Origin of the sequence: Acidovorax sp. ACV01, assembly GCF_014851495.1 — a bacterium.
Taxonomy (GTDB): domain Bacteria; phylum Pseudomonadota; class Gammaproteobacteria; order Burkholderiales; family Burkholderiaceae_C; genus Acidovorax; species Acidovorax radicis.
Window position 1 is genome coordinate 261,341 of sequence record NZ_JACUZT010000002.1, and the last position, 18,877, is coordinate 280,217.

Genomic DNA, 18,877 nt, shown 5'->3' on the forward strand with positions numbered 1-18,877 from the left:
AAGACTGGGGGGTGGCGGCTTATGCCACACCGTCCAAGATCACCTGGGGTGTGCCCAGCGAGCAGCTTTCGATGCGCGCCCGGATGCGGTAGACCTCGCGCAGCATGTCTGCCGTGATCACTTGGTCGCAGGGGCCGCTGCGCAGCGCCTGGCCGTTGGCGATCACCAGGGCGTGGTCGCAGTAGCGCAGCGCCTGGTTGATGTCGTGCAGTGCGATGAACACGATCAGCCCCCGTTCCCGTGCCAGCACGCGCATGAAGTCCAGCACCTGGATCTGGCGGTGCAGGTCGAGCGCGCTGGTGGGCTCGTCCATGAGCAGGATCTCGGGGTCGCGCGCCAGCGTCTGGGCAATGGACACCAATTGCCGCTGGCCGCCACTGAGCTCGCCCAGGTTGCGAAACGCCAGCTCCGCAATGCCAAGTGACGCAGCAATGGCGCCCACATGCCCCAGCTCTGCATCGGTCACGGCCCAGCCCTGGTGCTGCTGCTTGGCCGCCAGCAAAATGGATTCGTAGACCGTGAGACGGGCGTTGGCGCTGATGTCCTGCGGCATGTAGCAGATGCCTGAGTGGCCTTTGCGCGAACCCTGCAGCAGTACCTCGCCCGGGCCCTTGAGCATGCCGGCCATGCGCTTGAACAGTGTGGACTTTCCGGCCGCGTTCGGTCCGATCACCGCCACCATCTGCCCGGCGTGGAACATCGGCGTGCTGATGCGCTGCAGCGCCGTGCGGCTGCCATAGCGCGCGCCCAGGTCCTGCAGTTGCAATGTCACCATGAGCGCTCCTTGCTGCCCAGGATGAGCGAGATGAAGAAGGGCACGCCGATCAGCGAGGTCACCACGCCGATGGGAAAGATGGCTCCGGGGATCAGCGTCTTGCTGACCACCGAGCTGATCGACAGCAGTAGCGCGCCGGTCATCACCGACGCGGGAAGGAAAAACCGCTGGTCCTCGCCGATCAGCATGCGCGCGATGTGCGGGCCCACCAGACCCACAAAGCCGATGGTGCCCACAAACGCTACCGGGAACGCGGCCAGAAGGCTGATCAGCACCAGCGTTTGCAGCCGCAGGCGCGCCACGTTGATGCCGAAGCTGGCGGCCTTGTCGTCGCCCAGGCGCAGGGCCGTCAATGCCCAGCTGTTGCGTGCAAAGAGGGGCAGCGTGACAACGAGGACCAGGCAGGTCACACCCAGCTTCGGCCAGGTGGCCTTGGTCAGGCTGCCCATGGTCCAGAACACCACGGCCGCCACGGCCTGCTCGGTGGCGAAATACTGCACCAGCGCCAGCAGCGCATTGAAGGTGAACACCAGCGCAATGCCCAGCAGCACGATGGTCTCTGTGGTCACGCCGCGCTTCATGCTCAGCAGGTGGATCAACCCGGCCGACAGCATCGCCATCACAAAGGCATTCAACGGAACTACATAGCCTGCCACCGTGGGGAACAGGGCGACGCCGAAGGCCAGGCCGAGCGCGGCGCCAAAGCTGGCCGCCGCCGAGATGCCCAGCGTGAAAGGGCTGGCCAGGGGGTTGTTCAGCGTGGTCTGCATTTGCGCACCGGCCACCGACAGTGCCGCACCCACAGCCAGCGCCATGAGCGCGGTGGGCAGGCGGATGTCCCACACCACCACGCGCAGTTGCACCGGCACGCTGTCAGGCCACAGCACGGCCTGCACCACGTCCTTCACGCTGTAGCCCACCGGCCCGAGCGCCAGGTCCAGCAGCAGGCTCAAGGTCGTCAGCACGAAAAACCCCAACAGCAGCCAGCGCTTGCGGCGCACCAGGGCACGGTAGCCAGCGCCCTGGCTTGCAGGGGGTGCCATCGCTGTGGTCGTCATGGGGCAGCCTTGACGGTGGAGGGCGCTGCGGAGGCTGCGGGTGTTGCGCCGTCCAGACTCACGAAGTAGCCGGGTTCATAGGGCACGGGCAGAAAGCGTTCGTGCATCTCACGGTAGGTGGCGTCCGAGTCCAGGTCCGCGAACAAGTCCGGGTGGAACCACTTGGCCAACTGCTGGATGGCCACAAACTCGTACGGGCTGTTATAGAACTGGTGCCAGATGGCGTGGAACGCGCGGTCTTGCGCAGCACGGGTGCCGGCGTAGGCGGGGCGGCGGGTATAGGTTTCGAGCTTGCGCCGGGCCTCCGCCAGGTCGGCACCGGGGCCTACGCCAATCCAGTAGCCCGAGGGTACGTAGGCCTCCCAGTTGGCGCTGGTGACCACGACCTGGTCGGGGTTGGAGGCGATTACCTGCTCGGGGTTGAGCTGACCGAAGGTGCCGGGAATCACGCCCTTGGCAACGTTCGTGCCCCCCGCCACTTCCACGTATTTGCCGAAGTTCTCGTTGCCAAAGCTCAGGCAGCAGTCTTCGGTGTAGCCGCCGATGCGTTCGATGAACACCTTGGGGCGCGGGGGCTGCTGGGCGGCGATGGTGTCTGTCACGCGCCGGATCTGCGCCGCGCGGTAGGCGATGAACTCTTCGGCGCGCGCCTCCTTGCCAAGCAGCCGGCCGATCAGGCGCATGGTGGGCTCGGTGTTTTCCATGGGGTGGTGGCGAAAGTCCACATACACCACCGGAATCCCCAGCGCCGCCAGTTTCTCGATGTAGCGCGCGTCATCGGTGGCCCGTTGGGCCTCGATGTTCAGCAGGATCACGTCGGGCTTTTGCGCAATGGCCTGCTCGATGTCGAAGGTGCCGTCTTCAAAGCCGCCAAAGGTAGGAATGTCGGCGATGCGCGGAAATTTCTTGGCGTACGCCGAATAGGTGTCAGGGTCGGCCTGGATCAGATCCTTGCGCCAGCCCACGATGCGCTGGATCGGGTTGTCCGTATCGAGTGCGGCCACCAGGTACAACTGCCGCCCTTCGCCCAGGATCACGCGCTGCACAGGTAACCGCACCTGCACATTGCGCCCCAGCAGGTCGGTCACCGTGACGTGGTGGCTGCCGGAGGGCGGGGGGGATGCAGCGCCTTCGGGGGTTGCGGCCGGAGAAACCAGAAAAATGCCGGCGGCGGCGATGCCTGCCAGCACAAGGATAAGAAGCGCGATGCGCCAGCGGTGACCCATTGCCATGTCAAAGACTCTTTGTGAATGAAGGGGTGGGGAGGAAAAAGATGCGATGCGCAGTGGAGGTCATGGCCCGGCAAGGCCGGCTGCGCCTTGCCGGGTGCCGCGCATGCGCAGCACGGCGACGATGACCGCGAGGGCGCAGGCATAGGCCCCCGCTACGAGGAAGTAGGTGGTGTGCAGGCCCAGCAGTTGGGTCAGGCCCCCGCCCAGTGCGATGCCGGCCATGGACGAGAACTGGGCGGTGCTCTGCGCCACGCCCAGAATGCGCCCCTGGTGTTGCCCGCTCGTGGCATGCGAAATCTGGGCCATCAGCACCGGTGTGGTGGCGCCCAGCAGCACGCCCCAGGCAAAGTGCAGTGCGATAAAAAAAGCCACGCTGTGAGTAGCCCCCGCCAGCACCATCAGCAAGGCGCAGGTGGCAGCCACCCAGGCCATGCGGACCAGGGCGTCGGGGCGCTGCAGGCGCTCGAAGTAGCGCGCCCAGAGCGTGGCCGACACGATGAACCCCAGGGAGAGAAGCCCGTAACACAGGCCCACCACCCAGTTGTCCACGGCAAACACCGAGCGGACATACATCGCAAATGGGGTTTGCGTGAGCATGCGGGCCACCAGCAGGATCCCCAGCACGGCCAGCAGCCCGGCCACGGGGGACGCAAACCAGGATGGTGGTTGCAACGGCGCCGTGTTGCCTGATGGCGATGGCGGCGATGGGATCGCCGTCACGCCCAGGGCGCTGCCTGCGGCAGGACGGGGCGGCAGCAGTGCGGCTACGGCGGCGGCGCACAGTGCGCACAACAGTGCGGCGCTGAGGTTGATCCAGAAGAACGTGGCGTGGTCCAGGATGAGCCCGCCCGCCAGCGCCCCCGCCAGCGAGCCCACGTTCGTGGATACCTGCAGGTAGGCAAACAGGCGCCCCCGGACCGCAGACACCACGGCGCTCACACCGTAGGCCTGCGCCGGTGCCAGATAGCCTGCGCACGCCCCTTGCAGAAAGCGCAGTGCCAGGATCGTCCAGACATCCAGCGTAAAGGCCAGGGCCAGCTGTGTGATGGCCAGCCCCAGGAGCGCACGGACCATCATGGGCTTGTGCCCGAAGCGGTCCCCTACCTTGCCCCAGAAGGTGCTGGTGAGCGCCACGCCCAGCATGGGGCCCACATACACGGCAATGCCCGCAAACGCCAGCACGCCGGGCGATGCGTCCAGCGATTGCAGGTGCACAGGCCAGAAAGGCCCGCTCATTTCCATGGCACCCATGGAAATGAGCTGGATCACGAACAGCGCGTGAACCAGGCGGGGCAGGGCCCCGGAGGCGGCTGGCGTGGGGGCCATCACACCTTCCCGCAGGTCGGGGGCGCGCCCAGCGGGTTGGGCAGCCGGTGCTGCAGGCGGTAGTCTGCGTATTGCTGCAGGTGCATGCGCAACACCGAGCGCGTGGGCCAGGCCGCATGCAGAAACTGTTCGCGTTCCGCGTGCCAGAACTGCGGCTCGACACGCGCCTGCACCGCATCGAAGGCGCCTTCGGTTTCCTCGCGAAGAATCTCCCACAGCCAGGTGGCGGGCAACCGGTACTCGTGTGTGAGCGCCAGGGCCAGTTCATGCAGGTGGCAAACAAAACAGGCGTCCAGCACGAAGGTGCGCACGGGCTCGATGTCGTCCCGGAAGACGGTGGGCAGGATGCCCGGGTGCACATAGGGCTGCAGGGTGTGGCCGCGTGCTTCCAGCAGCGGGGCAAACGTGCGCCCGTCGCCAAAGTCCCGGATCAGCAGGCCCCGGGGGCTGCCATCCTCGGCGCACAGCACGGACGTGTTTTGCTGGTGGGCCTCCAGGCCGATGCCGTAGAGCAGGTAGATCGCCACCACAGGCCGTGTGACGGCGTGCGCGTACTGCCTGAAATACGCGCCCACTGCTTCGGGTGTGGCGCGGCCCGTGGTGCGCTCGATCAGTTCCGTCACCAGCGGCCGTGCGTCCAGCGGCGAAGCCGTGAACAAGGTGGCCACCGTGATGGGCAGCAGACCGTCGCTGCGATCCAGCGCCTGGCGGGCCCTGCGGTAGGCCACAGAGAGGTGCCTCCCCGGGCGGTCCTCCTGGCGGACTGCGTGGCGGTAGTGCAGTGCCACTTCTTCGGGAAAAATTTCAAGACGGCGGTCAAAGCCGTTTTCCTCGGCCAGGATGCGTTCGATCACTGTGCTGATGCGCGGGCCCATGTGGATCGACTTGGCCTGCAGGCTGCGTTGTTCGCTGGTGAGCCACAGCGCCAGGGGCAGCTTGATGAACGGCGTAGCCCCTGGCAGCTGCGGCACCATGGTGCGAAACGACATGGTGGGGCGGGTGTCGATGTCGATGCCGTCGGTGATGAGCACACCCTCGGCAATTTCGTCCGCGTAGGCTTCCTTCACGTAGTGCTCCAGGTGCCACGTGTGGATGGGCAGGGGCAGCCAGTCGTCAGCGTTCTGCTGCCGTCCCCGAAGGCTATCGCTCCAGCGCTGCCACACGTCCGGGAACTGCTGGAAAAACCAGGTGCGGTAGTCCAGCACATGGGGCATGCGCTCCACATAGGCCATGTCGGCCCGCAGCGCGGCGATGCGCACGGGAACGCATGCATTGAATTCCGGTGACAGCTGCGCGACTTCGGCGGGGCTCAACTGGGGCTTGCTCTTCCAGGTGGGGTAAAAAGGGTGCCCTTCGAGCGAGCCCCACTGCTCCAGCAGCACCGCAGCATCCCGCGCGGTACGGTGGTGGCGCACATAGTCCACCAGGCCCTTGGAGCCGGTGTCCAAAATGGCTTGCCGCAGTTCTTCGTTCCAGTGGCGGCGGTGGCCGCGTGCCAGTGCGTCATTGGCGACGCTGTTGGCCATGTCGTTCTTCAGCCCGGCGATGCCCTGCGCTGTGGCGGTGAAGTCAAAACTGGGCGCGAGCAGATCGATGAGCTGGCCGGGGGTGTCGATGGCCGTCTTCTTGCCGCTCGGCTCCACCAGGGTGATCGTGCCGTCGAGCAGGAAAGTGCGGGCGGGTGCGGCCCGCAGCGCGGAGAAATACACCAGGGCATGTTGTTCCCACAGCGGAAACCAGGCCGTATCGCCGTGGGGGGCAAAAACCAGCGACCCGCTGTCGAGAATGCCTTCGGCAAACAGGCAGCGCACCAGGCGCCGCAGTGCGTTGTGCTGCGCGAAAGCCTGTGCGTCTTGTGGCGGAGGGATGGAGGCCGAGTTGGGTTCTGGCCGGGCCAGGGTATGGGTAGAGAGGTGCATGGGAAAACAGGGCAGGGCACGCCTGTCAGGCGGGCCAGGTGGATGGGAAGTAGTCGAGCGCCGAGCCGCGCAGGCCCTGCATGTAGCCCACGTTCCAGTCGAAGATCTCCTGGATATGGGGCAGTGGCACGTCCAGCCGCCGTCCCATTTCCACCAGCACGGCCAGGCCGTAGGCGACATCCTCCTGGAACGCGCGGCTGTCCTTGTCGATCACATAGCCGGGCTGGCCGGCGGCCTGCACCATCGGGGCTTCGATGGCGTCGTAAGCCTGGTTGGAGCGCAGCACGGACAGCAAGGTGCGGGGGTCGCGTATCTGGTCTCCGTAGGCTTCGACGATCTCCTGGTGCAGGGGTTTGACCGACGACAGGTTGATGCCCAGGCGTTGCTCGGCGGCCTTGCACAGCCGCTGGTTTTCTTCGTCGCTGCGCGCGAGGAAATACGCGCCCAGCTCGGTGCAGTCCGTCCACCAGCAGACGGGGGCAGGAAAGGTGCGTCCGTGCCACTGGCTGTAGGGGCCTGCCAATCCATAGACCACCGAGCTGTGCATGATGGGGTTGCCCGGCGTCAGCGTGATTTCGAGGTAGTGGTCGAGCAATTCCACCGGCGCTGCGTACAGGCGCTGCAGTATCCGTTGCAGGGCAGTGCGTGCGCTGGCGCTTTCCCGGGCGTGGGTGCCCACGTGGAGCACCTGCTTGGCGCCCCCCATGCGCACCGAAACACCGGGGTGCAGGTCGTACGCGGTGTGGGGCACGTCCTTCATGCCCCAGATCACGGCGTTGGGCCGTTCTGCCAGGATTTGCTCGGCCAGCCAGTCAAAACCGCAAAAGCCCGGAATGGCCCCCACATACACGGGTTTGTCGCGCGGCAGCGCCTGCACCATGCCGCGCAGCCAGGCGGCACGCACGTGGGCCGGCACGGTGAGGATCACCAGGTCTGCGTGGGCGACCAAGGTGGCATCGTGGCCCACTGCGTCCAGCCGCGCCCGCAGCGGGGGGGAGTCCGGCACCAAGGCGGTGAGGCCGCCGGGGCTTTCCTGGTGGTGTGCGATGACGTCCGCCCGCGTGGTGAGCAGGGACACGCGAACGCCGGGCACCTGCTTGAACAGCACCGCGTTCAGGTGCCCCGTCCGCCCTCCGCCGCAGACGACGACATTCAGGTCTTGCATGGCACCCACGTTCAGGCCACCTTCAGCCGGTCGTTGGCACGCGGCAGTTCTTCCACCACGTCCTTGGCCAGCCAGCCGTCGAGCTGCGCCCAGACCGTGGGGTCGATGATGTTGCGCTCCTTGAGCCAAGCCTCGTTGAACACGGTGTGCAGGTACTTCTCGCCCCCGTCGGCCACCACCGCCACCACGTTGCCCGCGATCATGCCGCTGTGGATGAACTCCAGGGCCTTGTAGAGCACGCCGCCGGTGGAGCCGCCCACCAGAAGGCCCGTGTGCTGCGCGAAGTAGCGGGCGGTTTCAAAGGCCTGTGCATCGGTCACCTGCACGCCCAGGTCGATGCAGCTGTAGTCCAGCACCAGGCCCACGGTGTCTCCCTTGGGCGTGCCCGTGCCCGACTGGTAGTACGGCCGCCCTGGCTGCCCGAAGATGATGGAGCCCGCAGGCTCGACCGCGATGGTGCGGGTGCGGGGGTTGTGCAGCTTGAGCCCGCGTGCAATGCCCGTCATCGAGCCACCCGTGCCCACGCAGCCCACATACGCGTCCACCGGGCCTTGGACCTGGTCGATCACTTCGCGCACGAAGTCGAAGTAGCCGCCCGCGTTGGCCACGTTGTCCGACTGGTTCATGAACACCGCACCGGGGATCTTGGAGGCCACCTCGGCCGCCAGGCGTTGGCGCTCCACCACGGCCACCTCGTCCTCGCGGTAGTCGCCCTCCACGTAGCGGATCTCCGCGCCCAGCGCGCGCATCACGGCGATCTTGTCGGGCGCGGCGTGGTGGTCCACCACCGCGATGAAGCGCAGGCCGAACTCGATGGCCGCAATGGCCAGGCCAATGCCGGTGTTGCCTGACGAAGACTCCACCACCACGCCCCCGGGCTGCAGGCGGCCGGAGCGCATCGCCGCGACGATCATGTTGCGCGCCATGCGGTCCTTGATGCTCCCGCCCGGGTTGTTCTTTTCGATCTTGAGCAGCAGCCGCGTTTTCTTCGAAGGAATCGGGATGCCCAGGATGGGCGTGTTTCCGATCAGGTCCGTCACTTTGCTGAGAATCATGTCTTTACTCCGTTCGGTCGTCTGGCGAAAAGGCCATGCCACCGGCCGCAGTGCGGGTGACCACAATGCGGCGGGGCATGGGATGGCGGTGAAACTCGTTTTCCAGCAGGTCCATCTGGTAGCCCGCGGTGTTGGCATACACCAGCAGATCACCGGCCTGCGGCACACGTGCAAAACTGATCCAGCGGTGGGTCAGAACATCGTCGTCCAGGCAGCTGTGCCCGGCGATGTAGGCATGGCAAGCCTGTGGCGGCGTGGAGGGCGATCCGCTGCTATCCCCTGGCACCAGCAGGGGGTCCACCAGGAACTCGGAGCCGAACCAGGTTTCGCAGGCGCTGAAGCTGCAGCCTTCCACAAAAATCACATACCGCCCGTCGCCCAGGGGTTTCACCCGCGTGGCGCGAAAGACCGAAATGGCGGCCTGATCCACCAGGCTGCGCCCGGGTTCGATGGCCAGCGTCAGGCCTGCCGCGTGCAGGGCCTGCGCTACGGTCATGCCCTCCGTGCACGCCGAGCACAGCAGTTGCTCCATCCACATGCAGGCGTCCACGGGTCCGCCATAGGGGTAGAACGATGTGGGCACCTTGCCGCTGCGGTAGTGCGCGCCATCCTGCGCTGCTAGAAAAGCGCTGTAAGCGGCGGTGTCCACATACCGGATGGGCAGGCCACCGCCGATGTCCAGCATCCGGGCGTTCAGTCCCATCCGGCGGGCTTCGTGCACCCAGGGCAGCAGCTCGCGCACGGCTTGCACACGCGGCTCGACCGCATAGCCCGACAGATGGAAGTGAAAGCCCTCCAGAACCAGGCGTGCCTCTGGGCTGGCCAATCGGACAAGGCCCGCGCGCAGGTCGCCAGCGTCCATGCCAAAGCGGCTGGTGGCCAATGCCTGGGGCCGGTAGCGCAGCAGCACACGCGCCCGCTGGCCCGCGCCGGCAGACTGCAGGCAGTGATCCAGGTCCTGCAGCTCCTGCAGCGAGTCGATGGAAATGAGGGATGTGTTGTCCAGCAGCAGCTTGTGGAACGCCCGGGTCTTGGCCGGGCCGGTGGCGCACAGCCGCGTGGGGTCTGCGCCAGCACGCAGTGCGTCAGCCGCCTCGTAGAGGCTGGATACGTCCACGCCGATGCCGGCCTGCACGGCCGCGCGGACCAGGGCGGGCGACTTGTTGACCTTGGCCCCGTAAAAAATCTCAAAGGGCATGGGGTGGGACTGCAGCACGGCCACCAGCTTGCGCACGTTGTCCTGCAGCCGTTGCGGCCAGATGAGGTGCAGCGGCGAGCCGTACTGGGCAACCAGGCCCGGCAGCATCGCGGGTGATGAGTGCACCAGTGCTGCCACCGCTTCGTCCATCAGCGGCGGCAGGGCTGGGTACCCCTTGGCTGCAGTGGCCGCAGGCGGGGGCTGCGGCGTTGGCACCGCTGCGGGTACGGGGGGGGCATGCCGGTGCGCCGCCGTAACTTTGTTCATGCCCGCCAAGTCCGCCAACTCACCATGGTGCTGGGCTCGCATGGCGGTGCCTCAGAAATCAACGGTGGCCGACACCACCAGGGAGCGTGGCGCACCCTGCACCAGGCTGCCGTACTGCGACACGCTGGCCCAGTAGGCGCGGTCTGCCACGTTGCGCAGGTTGGCGCGGAACGTCGTGGGCTTGCCGCCGATCTGTGTGCGGTAGCGGGCGCCCAGGTCTGCGGTGGTCCACGATGGAATGCCCAGTGTGTTCGCGCGGTCCACATACTGCTTGCCGGTGTGGGTGATGCCCCCGCTCAGCGCCAGGCCGGGTACCCAGGGCAGATCCCATTCCAGTCCCAGGTTGGCCTGCACCGAGGGGACGCCGATGGCTTTCTTGCCCTGCGTGGCCGCGCTGTTGGTCTGGCTCAGCACACCCTGCAGCAGCGTCACGCCACCGGTGACGGAGACTCCAGGCACCACTCGGCCGGAGGCGTTCCACTCCACGCCCCGATTGCGCTGCTTGGCATCCACCGCAAACAGGCCGCTGGTCTGCTGGCCGCTGGGCTTGGTGATCTCGAACAGGCTCAGCGAGCTGATCATCCGGCCCCATTCGAACTTGGCGCCAATTTCCTTTTGTTTGGCCTTGTAGGGCGCAAACACCTCGCCCGCGTTGGAGGCCGTGGCTGGCGCGATGTCGCCCTTGCTCAGGCCTTCGATGTAGTTGGCGTAAAGCGCCACGTTCTGCCAGGGTTTGACGACCAGGCCCGCCAGCGGCGTCACTGCGCTCTGGTCGTACGACGAAGCGATGGCGCCCGTGGTGGTGTTGAAGTTGTCGGACTCCACACGCTGGCGGCGCACACCCAGCAGCACCTGCACCCGGTCGTCCAGCATCGACAGGGTGTCGGCCAGCGCGATGCTGGACAGCTGGGTTTCGGCCACCCGCGCGACCTGGGCCGGGGCGGCCACGTTCTGCGCCGGACTGTTCACCGGTGCATAGATGTTGGACAACACGGTGGTGCCGTTGACGGAACCACGACCCAGGCGGTCGTGGTAGGTGCTGGCCTGCAGCGTGACTGTGTGGCGGACGCCGCCGGTGGCGAACTTGGTGCGCAGCCCGGCGTCCGCCGTGCTCCGGTCCACCTCGAACTGAAAGCGCTGCGGCAACGTGCTGGTGTCGCCCCGCACATTGAGCAGGGTGGGGTTGCCAAAAAGCCGGTCTACCCGTGTGCGTCCGCCGCCTGCGTTGGCGAAGGCGGTGGTCTGGTCGTTCAGGTCGTATTCCAGGCGCAGCAGCAGGGACCGGTCGGTGGTTTCAAACCATTCCCATGGCTGGCTCACGTTGCGCCGGCCATCGGGTGCTGCGGGGACGGCCGTGGCCCCTGCGGCCAGAAACGGCCGGCGCTGTGGCGCATCGACACTTTCCTTTTGCGCGATGGCGTCCACGGTGGCGCGCAGCCGTTCTCCCTGGTAGTCGAGCGCGATCGCTCCCACGTCCGCCTTGCGCGACTGGTTGTCCAGCAGTGTGTCGCCTTGGTGGTGGCTGCCGTTGATGCGCACGCCCCACTGGCGTTCGGGGCCAAACCGGCGGCTTAGGTCGATCTGGCCGCCGCCCTGCGCGGAGGGGCCGATGTCGGCGGAGATCCGTGTCAGCGGGGCACTGGTGGCACGCTTGGGCACGATGTTGATGGTGCCGCCCACGCTGCTGGCCGGGGACATGCCAAACAGCAGCGCTGCGGGCCCTTTGACCAGCTCGATGCGCTCCGCGTAGTCGGCCAGCACGCGGTAGTTGGGGGCGATGCCATAGACGCCGTCAAAGGCGATTTCGCCCGAGTTCTGGTCGCCCACCGGGAAGCCGCGGATGAAGAACGAGTCCAGCTGGTCGCCGGAGTGGCCCGAGAGCCGGACCGACGAATCGTTCTTCACGATGTCGGCAATGGTGACGGCCTGTTGGTCCTGCACCATCTGCGAGGTGTAGCTGGTGGCGCTGAGCGGTGCGTTCAGGGTGTCGGTGTTGCCCAGCAGCCCCAGCCGGCCGCCGCGCGCCGTGTGTCCGTTGCCGATCGGGGCGGGCAGCCCTGCATCGCTGTCTGCCGTGACCTGGACCTCGGGCAGGGCACGGGGGCGGTCGGCGGCGTCCGGAGAGGCGGTCTGAGCGCCTGCCGGGGCCATGATGCCGGCCGTGACCAGACTGGCGAGCGCCAGGCGTGTGGCGGCTGCTAGGGGGTGAAGGGGGGCCGCGCGAGCGGCGTCCAACGAAGAAGAAGGCAGAGAGCCTGGCACGGTCGGTGGCAGCACAGTGGTTCCTTGAGGGGGCAGGAGGCTGGCTGGCGACGGCTGGCTGCTTGGGGCGCATGGCAATGCGCCGTTGGGTAAAAATTATAAACAAGAATTATTCTCATTTGATGGCTTTTTTTGCTTGCACTTGCAACAGGACCGCGCTGCCCACCCTCCGCTGAATCCGGGCCCTGCGGCGTTTACGATAGGCGGCTGCCCTTGTTTGCCGCAGGCGCCCGTTTCCTTCAAGGTGCTGCCGCCGCGCCTGCTATTTCCATGAATTCCTGCATCGACTTCAGTGCCGCGCTGGTCCCGTCAGCGCCCCGCCTTCGCCATGCCTTCCGCGCGCCCCGCGCCGTGCTGTCGGCCCGTGACCTGGCCGAGGTGCGCCCCGTTCTGGATGCCGTGCAGGCTGCCGCGCAGGCAGGCGCATGGTGCGTGGGCTACGTGCGCTACGAGGCGGCTCCGGCCTTCGATGCAGCCTTGCAGGTGCATGCCGCCCAGGGGCCGCTGGCCTGGTTTGCCGTCCATGACGAAGCGCTGCCGTGGCCTGGGGATGCCGCGGCCGATGTCGCCCATGTGGAGTGGACCTCGGGCCCCTCGCGCCCGGAATTCGATGCGGCCCTGGCCCGCATTCACCAGGCCATCGGCGATGGCGAGCTGTATCAGGTCAACTACACCGCGCCCCTGTCGGGCCCGTTGCTGCAGGGCAGTGCACAGGCCTTGTTCCAGGCCTTGCAGCGCTCACAGCCCGGCGGCTATGCCGCGTTCATCGACACCGGCAACGAACAGGTGCTTTCGGTGTCGCCCGAATTGTTCTTTGACTGGGAAAGCGGAGGCCATGGTGACCCGGCGGGTGGAGCCATCCTGGCGCGCCCCATGAAAGGCACCGCGCCACGTGGCGCCACGCCTGCGCAGGATGTGGCCAACGCTGCGCACCTGCGCTCGTCGCCCAAGGAGCGGGCTGAGAACGTGATGATCGTGGACCTGCTGCGCAACGACATATCCCGCATCGCGCTGCCGCACAGCGTGCGTGTGCCCGCGCTGTTTGCCACCGAGGCCCTGTCCACCGTATGGCAGATGACGTCCGATGTGGTGGCCCGCACGCGCCCGGGGACTACGCTCACCGATGTGTTTGCCGCGCTGTTTCCCTGCGGCTCCATCACCGGTGCGCCCAAGGTGCGCGCGATGCAGATGATCCATGCGGTGGAGCCCGCGCCGCGCGGCGTGTACTGCGGCGCCGTGGGCGTGGTGCGGCCCCTGGGTGCCGCCGGGGCGGATGGCCAGCACCGCGTGGCCGCCACCTTCAACGTGCCCATCCGCACCGTGGTGCTGCGCACCGAAGGCGGCCACACCCAGGCCACCTGCGGCATTGGCAGTGGCATCACCTCGGGCGCGCAAGCGGACGCTGAATGGAACGAGTGGCGCCACAAGCGCGCCTTTGTGGAGCGCGCCAGCCAGCCTTTTGACCTGCTGGAAACTTTGGCACTGGTGGACGGCCAGTGGCGCCATCTGCCCGAACACCTGGCGCGCCTGCAGGCAGCGGCGGTGCATTTTGGCTACCCCTTCGATGGCGAGAAGGTTGGGCAGTGCCTGAGGATGCTGGCCGCCGGGCACGGCACGGGCCCTTGGCGTGTGCGTTTGCTGCTCAATGCCACTGGCGAGCCCCGGGCCGAGGCCTTTGCACTGGCCCCCACGCCCGAGCCCGTGCGCCTGCAACTGGCGCGCAGCCCGCTACCGGAGGCCCACGGCGAATTCGTGCGCCACAAGACCACGCGCCGCGCCCACTACGCGGCCTTTGCGCCCACGGCTCCGGGGGTGTTCGACACCGTGTTGTGGAACGAAGCGGGCGAGATCACCGAAAGTACCTTCGGCAATATCGCCCTGCTGCTCGATGGCCGCTGGGTCACACCGCCGCTGGCCTGTGGCCTGCTGCCCGGCGTGGGCCGCGCGGTGGCGCTGCGCGAGGGGCGTGTGGAGGAGGCCGTGGTGCGGCTGCAGGACCTGCCCCGCGTGCAGGGCTGGGCGTTCATCAACAGCCTGCGTGGCTGGCTGGCGGCAGAGCTGGTGGCCGCGGGCCAGGGCTGAGGCGCCTGGGATTGGGTGCGCAGAATCTGCTTGCTATTGAAAATATAGCTATCAATTGAGTTTGGATAAGCGCCAGGGCCGGATTTTTATCAAAATCCAGGCCCTTCGCACCGGCCCAGGTTTCTGAAAACCTGTTCCAGCTTTTGCTCAGAGCCGTTCTTTGGCGTACGAGCCCCGGTCCATGTCCACCACTTCCACGCTCAGCTGCACCATCACGCCCTGGGGCTTGGGCGTGCGTTCGCGCAGCACGGCGGCGATGCGTTCGGAGAGCTCCTTCTTGGCCTCGGGCGTGCGGCCCGCGAGCAGGCGCAGTTGCGCGTGCACAAAAGCGCGGTTCGCCGGGACGGTGCCGATCTCGAAGCTGTCGGCCACGATGAAGCGGGTCTTCAGGTCGGCTTCGTCCTGCACCTGGGGGTGGTCGCACAGTGTGGCGTTCAGGGCGGTGAGGGTTTCGGCCTCGGGGTAGTGGGGCAGGTTGGCGGAGTATTCGACGGTGAGGTGGGGCATGGTGATTCCGGTCTTGGGCAGTGCACCAGTTTAAGGGCCCCGACCCCCCCCTTCTGCTGGGTCACCCGCTCTGGTCGTGCTTTTGCAAAAATTCTTCCAATGCCTGCAGCACCTGGCCAGGCGCCTCGATCTGCGGCCAGTGGCCGATGCCGGGCAGCGACACCACGTCGGCATCGGGCACCAGCGTGCGATAGCGCGCCGCCATGTGGGCGCCCGAGTTCGGGTCCGCCGCGCCGTTGATCAGCCGCACCGGCACCACGTGCTGCAGCAGCGGCCCTACCAGGCGGTCCCGCAGGGCCATGCGGTCGATGTAGAAGCGCCCGGTCTTGTGGCTGATGGCGCGGCCGTTGTGGTGGTTGACCAGCGCCCAGAAGTCTTGCAGCAGCGCAGGGGAGGGAAGGGTCTGTGGGCCAAAGAGGCGCGTGATGGTGCGCTCGAATGCTTTTTGGGGAATGCGCGGTGCGATCCAGCGCCCCAAGGGTGATGACAGCAGGTGCTGCAGCATGCGCGGCTGGTACGCCTCGGGGCAGACGCCGCCGTTGAGCAGGGTGAGCGACTGGATGCGTGGCGCCAATGGGTGGGTCTGCCGCCGCGCCAGCATCTCCTGGGCCACGCTCACCCCCAGGTCGTGGGCGACGATGTGCACCTGTTGCACACCCAGCCGGTCCAGCAGCGCCTCCAGCAGGTCTGCATGGTTTTCGATGCCGTAGGTGTGGTCCGCGGGCTTGTCGGAAAAGCCCATGCCCAGCAGGTCCGGCGCGATGAGGCGGTGGCGTGTGGCCAGGGGCGCCCACAGCGGATGCCAGTCGTACGAGCAGGTGGGGTAGCCATGGATGAGCAGCAACACGCTGCCGTGTTGGCCCGCTTGTGCCACGAACAGGCGATGGCCGCCCAGCGCGACCATGCCGCCCTGGGCCTGCCAGTGCCGCAGCGCGGGCGTCAGGCGGTCCATGCGGTGTGTGCCAGCAGCGCCGTGGCCGTGAGTTGGGTGAGCAGCGTGAAGGCGTGTGCGGCCTGCCGCCACGCCAGCCGCCGGGTCAAGGCGCCCATGCAATAGAGCAGCCGCGCCAACACAAAACCCGCGCAGGCCACCGCCAGCGCCCCGGGCGTTGAACTGTGGAGCTGCGCGTGGGCCAGCAGGAGCAGGCCGAACAGCATCGACTGTTCCAGCGTGTTGCCATGCGTGCGGATGGCCGCAGCCAGATCCTTGTGGCCTCCATCTCCCCAGGTCTGCCGGTAGCGCAGGCGCAGGCGCGACACGTGAAGGGACAGGGCCGTCAACAGCAGCGCCAGCGTGACCAAGGTGGTGGCTGCCAAGTTAAGGGTGGACATGGATGAATGGGGTGGATGTCGGTTAAGAAGCCACCAGCTTAGAAAGCCCCGGCGCCATCGCCAATAGCACCAAAGGGCAGGTGTGTGCACCCGCCACAGTGCCTTGCACGGTTGGGTGCCTGGGGTGCAGCGCGCCACCGGCGGTGGGTTGGTCAGCCCGGCGGGTGGCTTTGCAGAAAGGCCCGGAGCTTCATCGGCGCAATGGGCTTGGGCAGCAGGGGCAGGCCGGCCGCCGTGGCCCGCTGCTGCACGTCGGCCTGGTGGGCATCGGCCGTGACCAGCAGGGCCGGTGCGGTGCTGCCCAGGGCCTGGCGCAGGCGTGCGATCGCTACTACCCCGTCGTCTGCGCCGGGCAGTCGCAGATCCACCACCAGGGCGTCGATGGGGTCTGCGGCGGTGTCCGCACGGGGCATCAGCGCCAGGGCGGCCACCAGATCGCTGGCCTCGACCACGGCGCAGCCCCAGGACGCCAGCAGCCCGCAGAGCGCCTTGCGTGAATCCGCATCGTCTTCGAGCACCAGAATCCGCCGTCCCGCGAGGGGTGCGGGTGTGGTGGCCTCGGCGGGCGGTGCCTGCAGCGGGGCGGCAGGGGCGGGCTTCGCCAAGGGAAGGCGCAGGCTGAAGCAGCTGCCCTGACCGAGGGTGGATTGCACCGCGAGGTCGAGCCCCAGCAGGTCGCTCAGCCGCTTGGCGGTGGCCAGCCCCAGGCCCAGCCCCTGGCTGCGGTTGCGCTGCGGGTTGTCGATCTGGTAGTACTCGTCAAAGATGCGCGGCAACTCTGCCGCATCCATGCCCACGCCCGAGTCGTGCACGGCCAGGGTGAGGGCTCCGTCCTCCTGCGCAGCTGCAACGCGCACGAGCCCTGCGGGCGTGTAGCGGATGGCGTTGGACACCAGGTTGGACAACACACGTGCCAGCAGGGCGCGGTCGCCCCACACGGTGGCCGGGGTGGTGGCAACCTGCAAGTCCAGCCCCCGTTCCTGCGCCATAGCAGCAAAGTTGCCGGTCATTTCATCGAACAGGCCCTGCAGCGCAAAGGCCGTGGGCCGGGGCGTGAGGCTGCGTGCATCCAGCCGCGACAGTTCCAGCAGGCCCTCCACCAGCGCTCCCATGCTGCCCACACATTCGGCGATGGCGCCAGACAACTCCTGCACCCTGCCGGGTGTAGCGGCTGTGGGGGCGTGGCGCAGCGTGTGTGAGAGCAGCCCCAGGGCATTGAGGGGCTGGCGCAGGTCATGGCTGACGGTGGCCAGAAAGCGGGCCTTGGAGGCATGTGCGGCCTCGGCGTCGGCGCGTGCCTGCCGGGTGGCTTCGTTTTCGCGCTGCAAGGCATCGATCAGGGCCAGCTTCTCCTGGCGTTGTGCGCGGGCTTGCGCAAGCGTATGCGCCTGCGCCCGGCCGCTGCGCCACACGTACCAGGCCATCAGCCCCGAGGCCAGCGCCAGCGCATAGTGCAGAGGCTGGCCCACCAGCACATCGCGCAGGGCCAGCGGGCCGAACACACCGGCGGCATAGGCCGCCAGGGCGGGCAGGTGGTGGGCCAGGTGCGTGACGCTGCCCAGCACCACGGCGGCCAGGCCAATGTGCAAGGCCATCTCGGCCACCACGTTGTGGGGGGCCAGCAGCACCCAGCTGCCGGCCCCCCAGGCCAGCGCCTGGGCCAGTGCGCTGGCCACTACGCAGCGGGCCCAGAAGGCGTTGCGGCCCGGCTGCAGCGCCCCCGCACGGCGGTACGCCAGGCTCAGGCCGATGCGCAGACCGCGCACGGCCGCAAACGCGACCAGCCACCAGGCGATGGAAGTTGCAGGCACATCGCGCCAGAACAGCACGCTGAGGAAAAAAGCCTCCACCACCCCCACCAGGGCGGCCATCGGCGCGCCTCGGTACAGCGTGTCCAGCGCCTCGGCGTCCACGGCCACGGCTGCGGCTGCAGGTTCGGACCGTGTCATCGCTGCAGCAGCCCCTGTGCGCGGGCCACCACCAGCAAGTGGGTGCGGTTGCGCGCCTGCAGGGTGTCCAGCAACGCGGTGACGTGGAGCTTGACGGTGCGTTCGGCGATACCCAGTTCCTGCGCGATGCGCTTGTTGGGGTGCCCGAGGGCCACCAGCTGCAACACCTCGCGCTGCCGCGCGGTGGGGGTGGGGGCGGCGCTGGCCTGCGGAGGTGCTGGAATATCAAACACCGCGCCCCCTTCGGCAATGCGCTGCAGCGCGGCCGCCAGTGCAGGCACGGGCTGTGATTTTCCAAGAAAGCCGCTCGCCCCGGCGCCACGCGCCGCTGTAGCCAGCGCGGGGTCTTCGTCGCCCGATATCAGTACGCGGGCGACGAGCGGGAACTGCACGGCAAAAAGCCGCAAGCCCTCCAGGCCGGTGTGGGCGCCCAGGCGCTGGTCCAGCAGCACCAGGTCCAGGTCCTGCTCGCCCGCTGCCGCCTGCAGCCCAGCGTCCAGCGTGGACGCGGTCAGTACCTGCGCAGCCGGCAGCGCCTGGACGAGCGCGTACGCGAAGCCCACACAGAACAGGGGGTGGTCGTCCACCAGCAGGAGTTTCATGCCGGGGATTGTGGTGTACGCCGTGGCTTGTTTGACACGGCATCAGGGCCTTGTGCAATTTCTGTTGCCGTACGGCAAGCCGTTTGCTCAGAATCCGGGCGGCCCTGCGCGTTGTGGGGCCCGCGTTGTGTGCCGGTTTGTGTGTTGC

Annotated in this window: 15 protein-coding genes; 1 reads left to right on the forward strand and 14 read right to left on the reverse strand. The window is 67.4% G+C overall.

Going from position 1 to position 18,877, the window contains the following annotated elements; all coding sequences use genetic code 11:
* Nucleotides 1-19 precede the first annotated feature (19 nt).
* The 9 genes from IB243_RS05760 to IB243_RS05800 are packed head-to-tail and all read right to left on the reverse strand — an operon-like array spanning nucleotide 20 to nucleotide 12,272.
* On the reverse strand, nucleotides 20-775 hold the full coding sequence (locus IB243_RS05760) for an ABC transporter ATP-binding protein (protein ID WP_192425689.1): 756 nt from the start codon (nucleotides 773-775) through the stop codon (nucleotides 20-22).
* Complete coding sequence (locus IB243_RS05765; RefSeq protein WP_192425691.1) at nucleotides 769-1,833, reverse strand: iron ABC transporter permease; 1,065 nt, start codon at nucleotides 1,831-1,833, stop codon at nucleotides 769-771. The genes IB243_RS05760 and IB243_RS05765 overlap by 7 nt, the downstream gene beginning before the upstream one ends.
* Nucleotides 1,830-3,065, reverse strand: coding sequence for an ABC transporter substrate-binding protein (locus IB243_RS05770; protein ID WP_192425693.1), 1,236 nt, complete (start codon nucleotides 3,063-3,065; stop codon nucleotides 1,830-1,832). The genes IB243_RS05765 and IB243_RS05770 overlap by 4 nt, the downstream gene beginning before the upstream one ends.
* Nucleotides 3,066-3,125: 60 nt before the next feature.
* Nucleotides 3,126-4,391 (reverse strand): MFS transporter, encoded by a 1,266-nt coding sequence (locus IB243_RS05775; RefSeq protein ID WP_192425695.1) that lies wholly within the window; start codon nucleotides 4,389-4,391, stop codon nucleotides 3,126-3,128.
* Complete coding sequence (locus IB243_RS05780) at nucleotides 4,391-6,310, reverse strand: IucA/IucC family siderophore biosynthesis protein (protein ID WP_192425697.1); 1,920 nt, start codon at nucleotides 6,308-6,310, stop codon at nucleotides 4,391-4,393. Before IB243_RS05780 ends, IB243_RS05775 begins: the two co-directional genes overlap by 1 nt.
* 25 nt (nucleotides 6,311-6,335) lie before the next feature.
* Entirely contained in the window at nucleotides 6,336-7,475 is a 1,140-nt protein-coding gene (locus tag IB243_RS05785; RefSeq protein ID WP_192426319.1) for an NAD/NADP octopine/nopaline dehydrogenase family protein, read from the reverse strand.
* A gap of 11 nt (nucleotides 7,476-7,486) precedes the next feature.
* Nucleotides 7,487-8,530, reverse strand: a complete 1,044-nt coding sequence (locus tag IB243_RS05790) for a PLP-dependent cysteine synthase family protein (RefSeq protein ID WP_192425699.1) — start codon at nucleotides 8,528-8,530, stop codon at nucleotides 7,487-7,489.
* Between the two features lie 4 nt (nucleotides 8,531-8,534).
* Nucleotides 8,535-9,995 (reverse strand): Y4yA family PLP-dependent enzyme, encoded by a 1,461-nt coding sequence (locus IB243_RS05795; RefSeq protein ID WP_225584765.1) that lies wholly within the window; start codon nucleotides 9,993-9,995, stop codon nucleotides 8,535-8,537.
* 51 nt (nucleotides 9,996-10,046) lie between these two features.
* Nucleotides 10,047-12,272 carry a TonB-dependent receptor gene (locus tag IB243_RS05800; protein WP_192425701.1) on the reverse strand — a complete coding sequence of 742 codons (2,226 nt, stop codon included), beginning with the start codon at nucleotides 12,270-12,272 and terminating at the stop codon, nucleotides 10,047-10,049.
* Nucleotides 12,273-12,527: 255 nt separating this feature from the next.
* On the opposite strand from IB243_RS05800, the gene IB243_RS05805 reads away from it, so the two are divergent.
* A complete protein-coding gene (locus IB243_RS05805) occupies nucleotides 12,528-14,339 on the forward strand; it encodes a chorismate-binding protein (protein ID WP_192425703.1) in 1,812 nt (603 codons plus the stop codon).
* Between the two features lie 147 nt (nucleotides 14,340-14,486).
* Here IB243_RS05805 and IB243_RS05810 read toward each other — a convergent pair whose 3' ends face one another.
* From IB243_RS05810 to IB243_RS05830, 5 genes are all read right to left on the reverse strand, one after another.
* A complete protein-coding gene (locus IB243_RS05810) occupies nucleotides 14,487-14,846 on the reverse strand; it encodes a 5-carboxymethyl-2-hydroxymuconate Delta-isomerase (RefSeq protein WP_192425705.1) in 360 nt (119 codons plus the stop codon).
* 61 nt (nucleotides 14,847-14,907) lie between these two features.
* On the reverse strand, nucleotides 14,908-15,798 hold the full coding sequence (locus IB243_RS05815; protein ID WP_192425707.1) for an alpha/beta fold hydrolase: 891 nt from the start codon (nucleotides 15,796-15,798) through the stop codon (nucleotides 14,908-14,910).
* A complete protein-coding gene (locus tag IB243_RS05820) occupies nucleotides 15,786-16,178 on the reverse strand; it encodes an MAPEG family protein (protein ID WP_225584766.1) in 393 nt (130 codons plus the stop codon). The genes IB243_RS05815 and IB243_RS05820 overlap by 13 nt, the downstream gene beginning before the upstream one ends.
* A gap of 152 nt (nucleotides 16,179-16,330) precedes the next feature.
* Complete coding sequence (locus IB243_RS05825; protein ID WP_192425709.1) at nucleotides 16,331-18,127, reverse strand: hybrid sensor histidine kinase/response regulator; 1,797 nt, start codon at nucleotides 18,125-18,127, stop codon at nucleotides 16,331-16,333.
* Complete coding sequence (locus IB243_RS05830) at nucleotides 18,124-18,729, reverse strand: response regulator transcription factor (RefSeq protein ID WP_192425711.1); 606 nt, start codon at nucleotides 18,727-18,729, stop codon at nucleotides 18,124-18,126. The genes IB243_RS05825 and IB243_RS05830 overlap by 4 nt, the downstream gene beginning before the upstream one ends.
* Nucleotides 18,730-18,877 lie beyond the last annotated feature (148 nt).